The 14,819-nt window shown below is 70.5% G+C and carries 17 protein-coding genes and 1 pseudogene; 9 read left to right on the top strand and 9 right to left on the bottom strand.

Features of this window, described 5'->3' with window-relative positions; genetic code table 11:
* Positions 1 to 20 precede the first annotated feature (20 nt).
* Positions 21 to 488, top strand: coding sequence for a pyridoxamine 5'-phosphate oxidase family protein (locus ACZ5U5_RS35690; protein WP_469030250.1), 468 nt, complete (start codon positions 21 to 23; stop codon positions 486 to 488).
* Positions 489 to 512: 24 nt separating this feature from the next.
* Here the strand turns inward: ACZ5U5_RS35690 and ACZ5U5_RS35685 are convergent, their stop codons facing one another.
* From ACZ5U5_RS35685 to ACZ5U5_RS35655, 7 genes are all read right to left on the bottom strand, one after another.
* Complete coding sequence (locus ACZ5U5_RS35685) at positions 513 to 1,607, bottom strand: HAD-IA family hydrolase (protein ID WP_469030247.1); 1,095 nt, start codon at positions 1,605 to 1,607, stop codon at positions 513 to 515.
* Positions 1,604 to 2,128 carry a hypothetical protein gene (locus ACZ5U5_RS35680; protein WP_469030244.1) on the bottom strand — a complete coding sequence of 175 codons (525 nt, stop codon included), beginning with the start codon at positions 2,126 to 2,128 and terminating at the stop codon, positions 1,604 to 1,606. The genes ACZ5U5_RS35685 and ACZ5U5_RS35680 overlap by 4 nt, the downstream gene beginning before the upstream one ends.
* Before the next feature lie 73 nt (positions 2,129 to 2,201).
* On the bottom strand, positions 2,202 to 2,438 hold the full coding sequence (locus ACZ5U5_RS35675) for a hypothetical protein (protein WP_469030242.1): 237 nt from the start codon (positions 2,436 to 2,438) through the stop codon (positions 2,202 to 2,204).
* A 122-nt stretch (positions 2,439 to 2,560) separates the two neighbouring features.
* On the bottom strand, positions 2,561 to 3,313 hold the full coding sequence (locus ACZ5U5_RS35670) for an ANTAR domain-containing protein (protein WP_469030239.1): 753 nt from the start codon (positions 3,311 to 3,313) through the stop codon (positions 2,561 to 2,563).
* A 68-nt stretch (positions 3,314 to 3,381) separates the two neighbouring features.
* Positions 3,382 to 4,014: a GNAT family N-acetyltransferase gene (locus tag ACZ5U5_RS35665; protein WP_469030237.1), complete on the bottom strand. Its 633-nt coding sequence runs from the start codon at positions 4,012 to 4,014 to the stop codon at positions 3,382 to 3,384.
* 175 nt (positions 4,015 to 4,189) lie between these two features.
* Positions 4,190 to 5,257, bottom strand: coding sequence for a family 2 encapsulin nanocompartment cargo protein polyprenyl transferase (locus ACZ5U5_RS35660; protein ID WP_469030234.1), 1,068 nt, complete (start codon positions 5,255 to 5,257; stop codon positions 4,190 to 4,192).
* 96 nt (positions 5,258 to 5,353) lie between these two features.
* Positions 5,354 to 6,760, bottom strand: a complete 1,407-nt coding sequence (locus ACZ5U5_RS35655; protein ID WP_469030231.1) for a family 2B encapsulin nanocompartment shell protein — start codon at positions 6,758 to 6,760, stop codon at positions 5,354 to 5,356.
* A gap of 254 nt (positions 6,761 to 7,014) precedes the next feature.
* On the opposite strand from ACZ5U5_RS35655, the gene ACZ5U5_RS35650 reads away from it, so the two are divergent.
* From ACZ5U5_RS35650 to ACZ5U5_RS35640, 3 genes and pseudogenes are all read left to right on the top strand, one after another.
* Positions 7,015 to 7,263: a hypothetical protein gene (locus ACZ5U5_RS35650; RefSeq protein WP_363209205.1), complete on the top strand. Its 249-nt coding sequence runs from the start codon at positions 7,015 to 7,017 to the stop codon at positions 7,261 to 7,263.
* Between the two features lie 137 nt (positions 7,264 to 7,400).
* Positions 7,401 to 7,991 (top strand): N-acetylmuramoyl-L-alanine amidase, encoded by a 591-nt coding sequence (locus ACZ5U5_RS35645; RefSeq protein ID WP_469030228.1) that lies wholly within the window; start codon positions 7,401 to 7,403, stop codon positions 7,989 to 7,991.
* A gap of 70 nt (positions 7,992 to 8,061) precedes the next feature.
* Positions 8,062 to 8,982, top strand: a pseudogene (locus tag ACZ5U5_RS35640) (1-aminocyclopropane-1-carboxylate deaminase/D-cysteine desulfhydrase); the annotation flags it as partial.
* A gap of 16 nt (positions 8,983 to 8,998) precedes the next feature.
* On the opposite strand, the gene ACZ5U5_RS35635 reads toward ACZ5U5_RS35640, so the two are convergent.
* On the bottom strand, positions 8,999 to 10,597 hold the full coding sequence (locus tag ACZ5U5_RS35635; RefSeq protein WP_469030225.1) for a Na+/H+ antiporter: 1,599 nt from the start codon (positions 10,595 to 10,597) through the stop codon (positions 8,999 to 9,001).
* 46 nt (positions 10,598 to 10,643) lie between these two features.
* Between ACZ5U5_RS35635 and ACZ5U5_RS35630 the strand changes: the two genes are divergently transcribed.
* From ACZ5U5_RS35630 to ACZ5U5_RS35620, 3 genes are all read left to right on the top strand, one after another.
* A complete protein-coding gene (locus ACZ5U5_RS35630; protein ID WP_469030222.1) occupies positions 10,644 to 10,904 on the top strand; it encodes a UBP-type zinc finger domain-containing protein in 261 nt (86 codons plus the stop codon).
* A 247-nt stretch (positions 10,905 to 11,151) separates the two neighbouring features.
* Positions 11,152 to 11,565 carry an ATP-binding protein gene (locus ACZ5U5_RS35625; protein ID WP_363308118.1) on the top strand — a complete coding sequence of 138 codons (414 nt, stop codon included), beginning with the start codon at positions 11,152 to 11,154 and terminating at the stop codon, positions 11,563 to 11,565.
* A 17-nt stretch (positions 11,566 to 11,582) separates the two neighbouring features.
* Entirely contained in the window at positions 11,583 to 12,623 is a 1,041-nt protein-coding gene (locus ACZ5U5_RS35620; protein WP_469030219.1) for an RNA polymerase sigma factor SigF, read from the top strand.
* A gap of 69 nt (positions 12,624 to 12,692) precedes the next feature.
* Here the strand turns inward: ACZ5U5_RS35620 and ACZ5U5_RS35615 are convergent, their stop codons facing one another.
* Entirely contained in the window at positions 12,693 to 13,145 is a 453-nt protein-coding gene (locus ACZ5U5_RS35615; protein ID WP_469030216.1) for a hypothetical protein, read from the bottom strand.
* Between the two features lie 92 nt (positions 13,146 to 13,237).
* Between ACZ5U5_RS35615 and ACZ5U5_RS35610 the strand changes: the two genes are divergently transcribed.
* Complete coding sequence (locus ACZ5U5_RS35610) at positions 13,238 to 14,206, top strand: diacylglycerol/lipid kinase family protein (protein ID WP_469030213.1); 969 nt, start codon at positions 13,238 to 13,240, stop codon at positions 14,204 to 14,206.
* A gap of 318 nt (positions 14,207 to 14,524) precedes the next feature.
* Positions 14,525 to 14,782 (top strand): WhiB family transcriptional regulator, encoded by a 258-nt coding sequence (locus tag ACZ5U5_RS35605; RefSeq protein ID WP_016639615.1) that lies wholly within the window; start codon positions 14,525 to 14,527, stop codon positions 14,780 to 14,782.
* Positions 14,783 to 14,819: the final 37 nt, after the last annotated feature.

The following is a 14,819-nucleotide window of genomic DNA, read 5'->3' as shown; positions in this document are numbered from 1 at the left end:
GCACTTGGAGGAGAACAGTAATGAACACCGACGCCACAGGGCCCCGTACGCCCGAGCAGCGCAAGCGGGACACCCTGCACCGCCTCACCCACGACATCGACGCGTGGGTGGCGACGGCCGACGCGGACAGCGGGACCCCGTACCTGATCCCGCTGTCCTTCCAATGGGACGGCGAGAGACTGCTGGTGGCCACTCCCGACGCCAGCGTCACCGGCCGCAACCTCCGGGCGACCGGGAAGGCGCGGGTCGGCATCGGGCCGACCCGCGACGTCATTCTGATCGAGGGGGCCGTACGCGCCCTGGGCGAGGACGAGTTGACCCCCGAGGACCGCGACGCCTTCGCCGAGAAGACGGGCTTCGACCCGAGCAAGCTCGACACCCGCTACACCTACTTCCGCATCACCCCGCAGCGGCTCCAGGCCTGGCGCGAGGCCGACGAGCTGGAGGGCCGGGAGCTGATGCTGGGCGGGCGGTGGACGGTGCGGTAGGCGGCGGGGGCCCTGTGCCCTGCGTCAGTCGCTGCCGAGCACCGGGGCCAGCGCCTTCCGGAGGTCGTCGGGGCCGGTGTAGTGGAGCCCCGTCATGCCGAGCGCGACGGCCGCGTCCACGTTCTCCTTGCGGTCGTCCACGAACAGGCAGCGCTCGGCGGGGACACCCGTGCGCTCCACGGCGAGCTCGTAGATCCGCCGGTCCGGCTTGACGATGCCGACGTCGGCGCTGCTGATCACGGTGTGCGCGAGGTCGGCGATGCCGAGCTCGGCCAGGTCGGCGTCGAGCCACGGGGTCGCGTTCGTCACGAGCGCCACGTGCAGGTGCGCGCGGGCCCGCCTGAGCAGGTCCACCACGGTGGCGTCGGCGGAGAAACCGGCTTCGGCGAGCGCGGTGCCCAGGGCGTGCCCGCGCTCGTGGGGCACCCGGTCGGCGAGGCCGTGCGCGATGGCTCCCACCCACTCCTCCTTGCCGATGCGCCCGAGCATCAGCGGCTGATCGGTCTCGGCTGCGAAGGCGATCTCGGCGGTGCTGCCGTGGGGCAGACCGGCGGCGCGCTCCATCTCCTCCATCCGCGACATGTCGTAGAAGCGGATCACACCGTCGAGGTCGCAGAGCACGGCGTCGAACGGCAGCGGCGGCACCTGCCAGGCGAATCGCAGCTTCTCCTTGGCGTCGGCGCCGATCCGGCCATAGAAGCGGATCGCGCCCTCGTTCCAGGCGGGCGTCTGCCACTGGACCTCGGTGAGGCCGAGGGCACGGGCTTCGGCCGCCACCGCGTCCGTCAGGAGTTCGCCGAGGCCGAGACCCCGGTGACCGTCGCGCAGGAAGAGGCAGTCCATGTGGAGGTACTCGGCGCCGTCCCAGGTGGAGATCTCCGGCGCGCACGTGGCGTAGCCGACGACGTCGCCGCCGGGCAGCTCGGCCACCAGACAGCGCAGCCGCGGGTCCGGCACCCCGAAGAGGAGGGTCTGCAGGCGCTGTTGGAGGCCGGGGGCGGGCGGGGCGCCCTTCTCGTACGCGGCGTGCTCGGCGACGAGTTCGACGACGCGGGGGAGGTCGGCGGGGCGTGCGTGGCGGATGCGGGGCACTTCGGCCTTCAGCTCTTGGTACGTCATCGCAGGTCCCCCTCGATGACGTCCCGGCCCCACGCGGTGAGCCGCTCGGTGAGGTTTCCGCTCCCGTCGAGCACGCACCGCACGTACGCGTCCCGCTCGTGTGTGAGCACGGCTGCCTCCCACACGCAGGGCGCGAGCCCGGCCCGTCCCGGCCGCAGCTCATCCGGCTCCCCGGCGGGACCCGCGAAGACCGCGAGGTCGGACATGTACCCCTCGATCCAGCTCTGCACGAGGACGTAGTCCCCGTCGCCGCCCGCGTGCACGATCAGCACGGCGAGCCCGGCCGACCCGCGGCTGCGGCCGAGCCCCAGATGTGCCCCCGCTATCGCGAGCGCGGACTCCTCGTCCCGCCCGGTCACCTTCCGTCCGGGGGCCTCGACGGCGTACACCTTCACGAGATGCCCGCCGGCCTCGCGGACGCCGAGGGGCCGGACGGTGCGTGCGTGGTGGCCGTCGGCGAGCGCCAGCAGCCGCTCGGCGTCGACGGCCGACGGAAGTGCAACGAGCTCGGTCATGTCCATGCGCCCATGATGCAGATGTCCCGCGCGTCATGGGACGCGGGTGCCCTCAGTCGTCAGTCGTCAGTCGTCAGCCTCAGTCGTCGTCGGAGCGCGCGGGGGCGGGCTCCGCATCGGCCTCGGTCCGGTTCGCCGCGGGTTCGTCGACGCACGCGTCACATCGCGGGTTGTGGCAGGGGCCGGGGCCCCACACGGGGACGTACGCCCCGAGCACCTTGCGTCGTTTGATGGCCGTACCGACAGGCCGTCCGCAGCTCGCGCACACCGGCTCGCTCCGCGGGCGGGGGCCGGACCGGCTCCCATCGCTGCCCATGGGTCCAGGGTAGAGCGGGCCACTGCGACCGGATAGCCCGGCCGCGCGTACTTCTCGACGTACTCGCCGCGCGGGCCCGCGGAGCACCGGGTAGTGCGGCACCGCGGGACGGCGCAACCGCGTCAGCCCCGGCGGATTCCCTCCGTGTCGAACTCCCCCGCCACCACCTGCCGCGCGCACTCCGCGAGCCGCAGCCGGTTCGCGCGGGCATGGCGCCGAAGCGCCGCGAACGCCTCGTCGACCGTGCACGTCCAGCGCTCGGCGAGCACACCTTTCGCCTGCTCGATGGCGATCCGGCTGATGAGCGCCTCCTGCAACTGGCCGCGCTCCGCCTCGCTCTGCTCCAGTGAGCGCCGCTGGAGTATCGCGATCGTGGCGACATCCGCGAGGGCCTGGGCGAGCGCGATCTCGTCGGGCCCCATCACCTGCGGCCGCGCCTGGAAGAGATTCAGCGTGCCGAGCACCTGATCGCCCTGGTGCAGGGGCAGGACCTGCGTCATGGTGTAGCCCGCTTCCTTGGCCTGCGTCGCGAACTGCGGCCAGGCGAGCTTCGCCTCCAGGCCGGTGAGCGCGATGTTCGTGTACGCCGCGCCGGAGCGGTAGCAGTCCAGCGCCGGCCCCTCCTCCTGCTGCAGGGCGAACAGATCCAACACCCAGGCGTGCTCGCCGGACGCGGCAACAAGCTTCAACTCGTCCTGGGAATCCGCCAACAGGACGCCCACGGCCGAGACACCGAGCAGTTCCACACAGCGCACGGCGAGGCTCTGCAGGAACTCGGCGACCTCGAAATCGTCGGCCACGGAGTCGGCCATCTCCACGAACGCCTCCGCCACACGTCGCTCGCGGGACGCGCCGCCGGACACATCACGGGTCATTTTGCGGGACGTGGGGGCTCGCCCCCCTTCGTTGTGACTGTGGCCAACACAGCGGCGCTACAACGACTTCAGGCGAATCGGCCGGTGTCGCCACCGTCCGCGCCGAAAGGTCGGGGCTCCCGCCACATCGGCCACAGCTGCGGGCCGTCCGGCAGATCGACGGCCTTTCCCGTGAACTGGAATCCGAGCCGGGTGTAGAGCGCGCGGCTGCGGCTGTTGCTCGCCTCCAGATAGGCGTGCAGCCCTTCTCGGTCACAGCGGTCGAGAACGGCCCAGATCAGCGCCGAGCCGAGCCCTTCGCCCTGTCGCCGTGGGCTCACGCCGATCATGTGCAGGTACTGGTGGGGCCGGTCGGTCGGGTGCGCCTCGCCGGTCAGCCGGCCGATCTCCTCTATCCGCGCGTTGTCGGGGTCGACGGCGGCGCGCAGCTGCGCGGGGCCCTCTTCGGCGCCCTCGTCCTCGCCCCCCGCGGGGACGGACCACCACAGTGCGACGGCCGAGCCGTCCTCGGCGATGTCGACGTGGCCCATGTCCAGCGCGAGGTCGAGAAAGGCGTTCATCAGGGCGCCGTGCCTGCGGCGGCGGTACTCCGCGTCGGGGAAGACCCAGCTGCTCACCGGGTCGTCGTGGAACGCCTCGTCGAGCAGCCGGACCACGTCCGCCCGGTCGCTCTCCCCGGCCCTCCGGATGACTACGCCCACAGCCCGCCCCTTTTCCCTCGCCCCGCTCAACTGCGTGTACCGTCCCACCGGTTACTCCAGTTGCAGCCTAGGCGATCGGGCCCCGGCACACGGGCGAGCCCCGCACCCTGACCGGATCTCGGCGGGGTGCGGGGCTCGCGGGACGCGTCGTCGGTGTGCGTGGAACCGCGTACGTTCAGTGCGTACGCCGCGTCACGAACTCCGCGAGCGCCAGCAGGCTGTCCGCGGCCGCCGGGACCGGCACCGCGCCGGCGAGCTGGTTGATCGCGCGGGACATCCGGTCGCCCGCGTGCAGCAGCGCCCAGTCTTTGCCGCCCGCCGCCTCGACGGCGCGCGCCATGCGGTCCAGATCGCCGTCGACCGACGGGCGGCCGTACAGCTCGGCCAGTTCGGCCGCGGCAGGGGTGCCCGAGGCCAGGGCGGCGACCACCGGCAGGGACTTCTTGCGGGCCGCGAGGTCGGCACGGGCCGGCTTGCCCGTGCACCCGGGATCGCCCCAGATGCCGATCACGTCGTCGATGAGCTGGAAGGCGAGCCCTGCCTCACGGCCGAACCCGTCGAGCGCCTCCACCTCGCCGCGCCCCGCCCCCGCGTACAGCGCCCCCAGTGCGCAGGCGCAGCCGAGCAGCGCCCCCGTCTTGGCCTCGGCCATGGCGAGACACTCGTCGAGCGTCACCTCGTCGGGGGCGCGCCGCTCCAGCGCGCCGTCCGCGTGCTGGCCCGCGCAGAGCTCCACCACGCAGGTGGCGAGCCGGGCGGCCGCCGCCGGGGCCCCGGGGTGCGGGTCCTCGGCGAGCAGCCGCTGCGCCAGCGCCTGGAGCGCGTCACCGGCAAGGATCGCGTCGGGTTCGCCGAACACGGTCCATGCGGTGGGCCGGTGCCTGCGGGTGGCGTCGCGGTCGATGACGTCGTCGTGCAGCAGGGTGAAGTTGTGGGTCAGCTCCACCGCTGCCGCGGCCCGGACTGCCCTGGCCTGGTCCCCGCCCAGGGCACGCACCGCGGCGAGCACGAGCGCGGGCCTGATCGCCTTGCCCGCGTGCCCGTCCGCCGGTGTGCCGTCCGCGTGTTCCCAGCCGAAGTGGTAGAGCGCGATACGGCGCATCGACCCTGGCAGCGAGTCGATCGCCCGGCGCAGCTCCGGGTCGACGCACTCGCGCGCCGACGCCAGGATCTCCGCCGCTTCGGACGCATCGCGCCCCGCGTGCTCCTCGTACTCCGTCATGTCCGTTGTCGTGTCCGTCATGGACTCACCCCGGAGAGGATGCGGACGGTGGCGGTTCCTGGGCCTGCGGGCGCGTACGGAAGGGGTCTACCCGGCCGCGCGCCCGCAGACACGGCCTCATCGCCAGCGGCCGATCTCGACGTTCTCCAGCACGCCCAGCGCGTCCGGCACCAGGACCGCCGCGGAGTAGTAGGTCGACACCAGGTACGAGATGATCGCCTGCTCGCTGATTCCCATGAAGCGCACGGACAGGCTCGGCTCGATCTCGTCCGGGATGCCGGCCTGGTGCAGGCCGACGACACCCTGCTCCTCCTCGCCCGTACGCATGCAGATGATCGAGGTGGTGCGGGCCTCGGTGACCGGGATCTTGTTGCACGGGAAGATCGGCACCCCGCGCCAGGTGGGGATGCGGTGGCCGCCCATGTCGATGGTCTCCGGCACCAGACCGCGCTTGTTGAGCTCACGGCCGAACGCGGAGATCGCGCGCGGGTGGGCCAGGAAGAGCTTCGACCCGCGCCTGCGGCTGAGCAGCTCGTCCATGTCGTCCGGGCTCGGCACGCCGTCGTGCGGCTGCAACCGCTGCTCGTACTCGCAGTTGTTGAGCAGCCCGAACTCGCGGTTGTTGATCAGCTCGTGCTCCTGGCGCTCCTTGAGCGCCTCGACCGTGAGCCGCAGCTGCTGCTCGGTCTGGTTCATCGGCTGGTTGTAGAGATCGGCCACGCGCGTGTGGATGCGCAGCACGGTCTGGGCGACGCTCAGTTCGTACTCACGCGGCGCCGATTCGTAGTCGACGTACGTGCCCGGCAGCACGGCCTCGCCGATGTGTCCGGCGGAGAGGTCGATGGGCGCCTCGCCGAACTTGTTGGTGCGCTGGGCCGGGATGGACCGCAGCCGCCGCAGGTGCTCGCGCAGGGAGTCCGTGCGCTCGGCGACCTGCTCCAGGTCCTGGCGGGGCAGGGTGAGCACGGTGCACGCGGTCACCGCGCGCGTCGTGTACTCCCAGATGGCCTCCGGGTCGAGCAGCGCCTGCTCGCCGAAGTAGGCGCCGTCGGCGAGGGACCCGAGGACCGTGTCGTCCCCGTAGGGCCCGGTGCCGATCTTCTCGACCCTGCCGTGCGCGAGCAGGAACACCTCGTCGGCCTGGCTGCCGAAGGAGGTGATGACCTCCCCCGCGGCGAACTCCCGCTGCTGGCAGCGCTGGGCCAGCTCCCCCAGGACCTCGACGTCCTCGTAGTCCCGCAGGGTCGGCAGTTCGCCGAGCTCCGCCGGGATGACCTGGACCCGGTCCCCGGTCTTCACGAACGTCACCCGGCCGTCGCCGACCGAGTAGCTCAACCTCCGGTTCACTCGATACGTACCGCCCTGCACCTGCACCCACGGCAGCGTCCGCAGGAGCCAGCGGGAGCTGATCTCCTGCATCTGCGGCGCGGACTTGGTGGTGGTGGCCAGATTCCGCGCGGCAGATGTGCCCAAGCTCTGCTGCGGCTCGGCCTGTTCCGCCCGGACCTCTTCGCCTACCGACATTGGCTATGCCCTCCCGATCAAGCGCTGATCTGCGCCGACAACCCTTCCAGCACGGTGCGTACCGGCGCCATTACACAAACGAGCGGGAATGGATCAGGCGAGACGGGGCACTCACCCGCGTACCAGGACAAGGGTTCGCGGCGGCGGGGAACTCCAAGATCCGTGCATCCGTTGAACCAGACACAACGGCCGATACGCTTCATACCGAAATGCACCGATCGGCACCAATCCGCACCTATGCGTAGGAGACGGCAATGGCAGGCTTCCTGGATCGCGCCAAGGAACAGGCGCAGCGCGGGCTCACGCAGGGCAAGCAGAAGATCGACGAGGTCCAGGCGCAGCGCACCGGCGGCGACCTCCTGAAGAAACTGGGCGCCGCGTACTACGCGCAGCAGCACGGCACGGGGACCCCTCAGGCCACCCAGCAGGCCCTGCAGGCGGTCGAGGCACACATCGCGACGAACGGTGACGCGTTCCTGCACGGCGGCGACCACCGCGGCTGACCAAATCGGCTCGCACGGTGCCCGAACAGCGACGGAATACGTCCGAACGGCTGGTTCAGGCACCGTGGTTCCGGTAAAAGCGGACATACAAGACGGTCCGCGACAGGCGGCCGTCGTGCTCCGCAAAGGAGTCGGCCATGGCCCCACCCATGTCCGCGGGCAGCTTCCTCAATGTGCTCAAGGACGAAGAGGTGACGGTCGTCGAAGTCGGCGACTGGACCCACCACAACCGCAACCACAAGGGGCCGTGGGGGCCCGTGCACGGCGTGATGATCCACCACACGGTCACGTCGGGCAGCCAACGGACCGTGGAGATCTGCCGTGACGGCTATGCCTCGCTGCCCGGCCCGCTCTGCCACGGCGTCATCACCAAGGACGGCCGCGTCCACCTCGTCGGGTACGGCCGCGCCAACCACGCGGGCCTGGGCGACGACGACGTCCTGCGCGCGGTCATCGCCGAGAAGGCGCTCCCGCCGGACAACGAGGCGAACACCGACGGAAACCGCCACTTCTACGGCTTCGAGTGCGAGAACCTCGGCGACGGCGAGGACCCGTGGCCGGACGCCCAGCTGGACGCCATCGAGCGGGTCTCGGCGGCCATCTGCCGGCACCACGGCTGGACCCATCGCTCGGTGATCGGCCATCTCGAATGGCAGCCGGGCAAGATCGACCCGAAGGGCTTCACCATGAACGCGATGCGGGAGCGCATCGAGGAACGCCTCAAGTAGGGCAACGCCCCCGGCGGGCGGGCGTGCCCGTGGCCGTGCCCGGTGGCACGGCGACGGGCAGAATGGCGGGGTGAGCACCACCCCGCCGACCACCCCGCCGGCCACCCCGCGCCCCCGGCTCCCGTCCCCGCTCCAGGAGCTCCGGGACGAGCGGTTCACGCGGCGCGGCGTCACTCTCACGCTCAAACGGGACGACCTCATCCACCCGGACCTCCCGGGCAACAAGTACCGCAAGCTCTTCCTGAACCTGGACGCCGCCGTCGAGGCGGGGCACGAGGCCCTGCTGACCTTCGGCGGCGCCTACTCCAACCACCTCAGGGCGACCGCCGCCGCGGGCCGCCTCCTCGGCATGGACACCATCGGCGTGGTCCGCGGTGACGAACTCGCCGACCGCCCCCTGAACCCGTCGCTGACGCAATGCGCGGCGGACGGAATGCGTCTGCACTTCATCGACCGGGCGACGTACCGCAGGAAGACGGACCCGGACGTCCTGGCCGCCCTCCTGCGCGCGACGGGCGCCAAGGACCCCTACGTCATCCCCGAAGGGGGCAGCAACTCCCTTGCCGTACAGGGCTGCACGGCCCTGGGCGAGGAATTGCGCGGGCGTACCCACACGGCGGCCGTGGCCTGCGGCACCGGCGGCACCCTGGCCGGCATGGCCGCGGGCCTCGCCCCGGACCAGCACGCTCTCGGCATACCCGTGCTCAAGGGCGGCTTCCTCGGCCCGGAGATACGGGCGCTGCAACAGCGGACCTTCGGCGCCCCCACCGCCAACTGGCACCTGGACGAGCGCTTCCACTTCGGCGGCTACGCCCGCACGTCACCCGAACTCACCGCGTTCGCAAACGACTTCGAGGACCGGCACGGCCTCCCCGTGGAGCGCGTCTACGTCGCCAAGCTCCTCTACGCGCTGACGGCCCTCTCCGAAGAGGGCACGTTTCCCCCCGGCACCGACGTGACAGCGGTCATCACCGCGACGGAACCCGCGGCCCCGATGGCCCCTCGGCTCACTCCTCGACCTCCCGGTAGGCCGCGGCCTCCTCCAGGTCCAGCTTGCGCAGCAGCGTCCGCATCATCTCGTCGTCGATGCGCCGCTCGTCCCGCATCGTCACGAACACCTCCCGTTCCGCGGCGATCGCCTCCCGGGCGAGCCTGCGGTAGGTGTCGTCGGCGGACTCCCCCGTCACCGGGTTGGACTGGCCGAGGCGTTCCCACACGGAGTTGCGGCGCCGTTCCAGAACGGTGCGCAGACGGTCCTGGAGGGGCTCTGGGAGGCGATTGCGCTCGTCCCGCATGAGTTCGTCCACCCGACGCTCCGCGGCCTGTGAGGCGGCGTTCTGCGCCTGCGCCTCCGCGAGCGTCTCCGCCTGCGTGTCACGCCCCGGCAGCCGCAGGACCCGGATCAGCCACGGCAGCGAGAGCCCCTGCACGACCAACGTGCCGATCACCGTGGTGAAGGTCAGGAACAGCACCAGGTTGCGAGCGGGGAACGGCTCCCCGTCGTCCATGACGAGCGGGATCGAGAAGGCGATCGCCAGCGACACCACACCGCGCATGCCGGCCCAGCTGACGATCAGCGGCCGCCGCCAGTCCATGTCGCTCTCGCGCTCCTTGATGCGCTTCGACAGCATCCGCGGCAGGTAGGTCGCCGGGTACGACCACACGAAGCGCACGAGGACGACCAGGAAGAAGACCCCCAGCGCGTACCAGGCCGCCTCCAGGCCGCTGTACTCGCCGAGCCCCTTGAGGACGAGCGGCAGTTGCAGGCCGATGAGCGCGAAGACCGCGGACTCCAGGATGAACGCGACCACCTTCCACACGGCGGCCTCCTGGAGCCGCGTCTCGAAGTCGACCTCCCAGGAGCGGTGACCCAGGAACAGGGCGACGACGACCACGGCGAGCACTCCGGAGGCGCCCACCTGCTCGGCGGCCGCGTATGCGACGAAGGGGATCAGCAAGGAGAGGGTGTTCTGCAGCATCGCCTCCCTCATGTGCCGCCGCAGCCAGTGGATCGGCACCATGAGGACGAGACCGACACCGACCCCGCCGACCGCCGCCACCAGGAATTCCTGGATCCCGCCCGCCCAGCTCGCGCCCTCGCCGACCGCCGCCGCCAGGGCAACCTTGTAGGCGGTGATCGCGGTCGCGTCGTTCACCAGCGACTCGCCCTGCAGGATCGTGGTGATCCGCGACGGCAGCCCCACCTTCCGCGCGATGGCCGTGGCAGCCACCGCGTCCGGCGGCGCGATCACCGCGCCGAGGACCAGCGCGGCGGTCAGCGGCAGATCGGGGATCAGCAGATACGCGAGATACCCGACGGCGAGGGTCGCGAACAGCGTGTAACCGACCGAGAGCAGCGCCACGGGCCTGATGTTGGCGCGCAGATCGAGGTACGAGCTCTCCAGGGCCGCGGTGTGCAGCAGCGGCGGCAGGATCAGCGGGAGCACGATGTGCGGATCCAGGTGATAGTCCGGCACCCCGGGCACGTACGCGGCGACGAGACCCGCCGCGACGAGGAGCAGCGGCGCGGGCACCGGTGTCCGGCGCGCGGCTCCGGCCACCGCGGCACTCGCCGCGATCAGTGCCACCAGGGGCAGTACGTCCATCGGTCAGGCCCTCCGCGATACGCGTTCCCGTCGTAATCTGGCAATCATGAACGAGTGCCCGCATGTCGCAGCGCTGCCGCACCCTGAGCCCGCGCCGCTGAGCGAGACCTGTCTCGAGTGCCTCGCGGCCGGCAGTCACCCCGTGCAACTACGGCTCTGCCTGGACTGCGGCCATGTCGGCTGCTGCGACTCCTCGCCCTACCGGCACGCGACGGAGCACCACAAGGACAGCGGACACCCGGTGATGAGGACCTTCGAACCGGGCGAGAGCTGGCGTTGGTGCTTCGTCGACGGTTCGATCGTCTGACGTCTGGGTACGTCAACCCGACGCCCGTACTCTCCAATTGGGCCCGCGCGACCCCTAGCCACTCTCCGTACCTATAGGCTTACTATGAGTGACAGCAACGGAGCGGGGTCCCCGGGACACGGAACTGGGGAGCGCGGTAGCGTCACCGCATAACTACGTGGTGCGTTACCCGTGTGACGCAGTCCGGCCCGCCGCTCGACGGTGGACCTGGAGCCCCGAAAGTGCTTGTACCACCTTGGAGGTGAGGGTGTCCCAGATCGCAGGCGAGCCCGGAAATCAGGACTTCGTCGAGGTCCGCCTTCCGGCTGCGGGTGCCTACCTGTCGGTGCTGCGTACGGCCACGGCCGGTCTCGCGGCGCGTTTGGACTTCACTCTCGACGAGATCGAGGACCTTCGCATCGCGGTCGACGAGGCGTGCGCGATCCTGCTCCAGCAGGCCGTGCCCGGTTCGGTGCTCAGCTGCGTCTTCCAGCTCGTCGACGACTCCCTGGAGGTGACCGTCTCGGCGCCGACCACCGACGGCCGGGCCCCGGAACGGGACACCTTCGCCTGGACAGTGCTGTCCGCCCTCGCGGGTCAGGTCGACTCCTCCGTGGCCGAGGACAACACCGTCTCGATCAGTCTCTACAAGAAGCGCGGCGCGGGACCCGGGCCGGCGTGAGGGGCGGGGAGGGGCCGGTGCGGGACGAAGAGCGCGGCACACGGGGTCTGCCCGGTGGCCGGGGAGTGACGCCCACGAGGCGCGGGGCTCCGGTGGAGCCGGCGCTCAAGGGCATCCCCGAGCAGCAGGCCAGGCCGCACCCGGAGGACCCGGAGCACCCGGGTCCGTCGACTGTGGCTGACGCGTCGGAGCAGGCAGAGCCGACCGCCGAGGAGGAGAGCGCGAAGCCCTCCGTCCGGGGCGGCGCGCAACGGGCGGGATACATGAGCGAACACGGTGAGCAGCAGCACACCCGGCACGATCCGCGGGACCGCAGTGGTGCACGCGCGATGTTCATCGAACTGCGCGAGCTGAAGGACGGCAGCCCTGAGTACGCGGATCTGCGCAACAAGCTGGTCCGCATGCACCTGCCGCTCGTCGAGCACCTGGCCCGCCGCTTCCGCAACCGCGGCGAGCCCCTCGACGACCTGACGCAGGTCGCCACGATCGGCCTGATCAAGTCGGTGGACCGCTTCGACCCGGAGCGCGGCGTGGAGTTCTCCACGTACGCGACACCCACGGTCGTCGGTGAGATCAAGCGCCACTTCCGCGACAAGGGCTGGGCGGTCAGGGTCCCGCGGCGTCTTCAGGAGCTGCGGCTCGCGCTGACCACGGCGACCGCCGAGCTGTCCCAGCTGCACGGCCGCTCGCCCACGGTGCACGAGCTCGCCGAGAAACTGGGCATCTCCGAAGAGGAGGTCCTGGAGGGCCTGGAGTCGGCCAACGCGTACTCCACGCTGTCCCTGGACGTCCCGGACACGGACGACGAGTCCCCGGCGGTCGCGGACACCCTGGGCGCGGAGGACGAGGCCCTGGAGGGCGTCGAGTACAGGGAGTCCCTCAAACCGCTTCTGGAGGACCTTCCACCGCGCGAGAAGCGCATCCTGCTGCTGCGGTTCTTCGGCAACATGACGCAGTCGCAGATCGCCCAGGAAGTCGGCATCTCCCAGATGCACGTCTCCCGGCTTCTCGCCCGCACACTCGCGCAGCTGCGCGAGAAGCTCCTCGTCGAGGAGTGACGAAGGAGCAGGCCGCCCCTCCTGGTCTGCTCCTTCGGCGAGCCAGCCGGTCGGTCCCGTGCGGGACGGCTACTTCACGTCGTCCTGTACGTTCCCCGGGCCCTTGATGCCGAGGGCCTCGGTCGTGGCGGGATTGACAAGCAGGACGAGCGCGGCGACCGCGACGGCGGCGAGCGCGATACCCGCCGGGATGGCCATGCTGTCGGCCTGCAGCAGCTGCCAGGCCACCGGCAGCGCCATGATCTGCGTGATGATCGCGGGCCCCCGGCTCCAGCCGCGGCGGAGCAGGAGACCGCGCGCGGCGAGCAGGGGCAGGAGCGCGAGGACGATCAGCGTGACGCCGCCCGTCGTGGCCTGTTCCGGGTTGTCGGGGTCACCCGCGAGGCCCATCACGAGCATGTAGACGCCGGCGGCGATGAGGGCGACGCCCTCCAGCGCGGCCAGGGCCGCGGCGGCCGTCAGACGGCCGGGACGCGGGCCGGGCTCCGGCGCTTCGGGGGTGGGGTTCCGCTCAGTGCTCACCCTTGCAGGGTAGCTGTGCGTGTCCGTGCTCCGGCCTCCGGTCCGACCCCTCGGTCTGTGTCGGGCAAAGAGGGCTGGGTACTCTGCTTCGCATGCGTGCACTCCTTGTGGTCAACCCGGCGGCAACCACCACCAGCGCGCGCACGCGTGACGTACTGATCCATGCGCTGGCGAGCGAGATGAAGCTCGAGGCGGTCACCACGGAGTATCGCGGCCATGCCCGGGACCTCGGGAAACAGGCCGCGGAGAGCAAGGACATCGAGCTGGTCGTCGCTCTCGGCGGGGACGGCACGGTCAACGAGGTCGCCAACGGCCTGCTGCACAACGGTCCCGATCCGGACCGGCTGCCGCGCCTGGCCGTCGTCCCCGGCGGTTCCACCAACGTCTTCGCGCGCGCTCTCGGTCTGCCCAACGACGCCGTGGAGGCGACCGGCGCGATCCTCGACGCGCTGCGTGAGGGAAGCGAACGGACAGTGAGCCTCGGCCGGCTGGCCGGGACCCCCGGCACCGAGGACGAGACGATCCCCGCACACTGGTTCACTTTCGCCGCCGGCTTCGGCTTCGACGCCGGGGTCGTCGGGCGGGTCGAACAACAGAGGGAACGCGGGAAGCGGTCCACGCATGCGCTGTATTTGCGCCAGGTGGTCCGTCAGTTCCTCGACGAACCTCACCGCAGACACGGAATGATCACGCTGGAACGGCCCGGCATGGACCCGGTCACCGATCTCGTGCTCTCCATAGTCTGCAACACCTCTCCGTACACCTACCTGGGCAATCGCCCGATGTACGCGTCCCCGCGGGCCTCCTTCGACACGGGCCTCGACGTGCTCGGTCTGAGCAAGCTCTCCACCACGGCGGTGGCCCGGTACGGGACCCAGCTCCTGACCTCGACGCCGGATCGCGGACCTCACGGCAAGCACGCGGTTACGCTCCATGACCTCACCAACTTCACCTTGCATTCGAAGGTGCCGCTGCCCCTTCAGATGGACGGTGACCACCTGGGGCTGCGCACGAGCGTGACGTTCACAGGCGTTCGCCGTGCACTGCGTGTGATTGTGTGAGTAGAAGGGCCCAAAGTCCTTTCACTCGAACGTTTAGGCCAGGGTCCACCCCATGGAAGTACGGCTGTGACCCAGTCGACACTGAGGAATCAAAAAAAACTTTCCGGAAGGGGTTGTATCCGCCGCCGAGGTTTGCGAATCTCTACATGGCGATCGGGACGGCCCGCAACATCGGCCCCACAGACCGCCAGAACCCCCTCCTCAACGCATAGGACATCGTCGCGTATGTGACGAAAGTCCCTTCCGTCGTCGAGGGATTCGTGAAAGCGTTCACATTCACAAGCAACCTGCATGTAATACCAAGGAGAGGTAGCAGCCATGGACTGGCGTCACAACGCCGTTTGCCGCGAGGAAGACCCCGAGCTCTTCTTCCCCATCGGCAACACCGGTCCTGCGCTGCTGCAGATCGAGGAAGCCAAGGCCGTCTGCCGCCGCTGCCCCGTCATGGAGCAGTGCCTGCAGTGGGCGCTCGAGTCCGGCCAGGACTCCGGCGTCTGGGGTGGCCTCAGCGAGGACGAGCGCCGCGCAATGAAGCGCCGTGCCGCTCGCAACCGTGCACGCCAGGCAAGCGCCTGACGCTCACGCCCCCTAACGAGCCTTAGCCCGGCGGCGC

It is taken from the genome of Streptomyces sp. NPDC033177 (assembly GCF_055577715.1).
The sequence above is the reverse complement of the archived record's forward strand: the minus strand, read 5'-3'. Positions and strand labels throughout refer to the sequence as shown.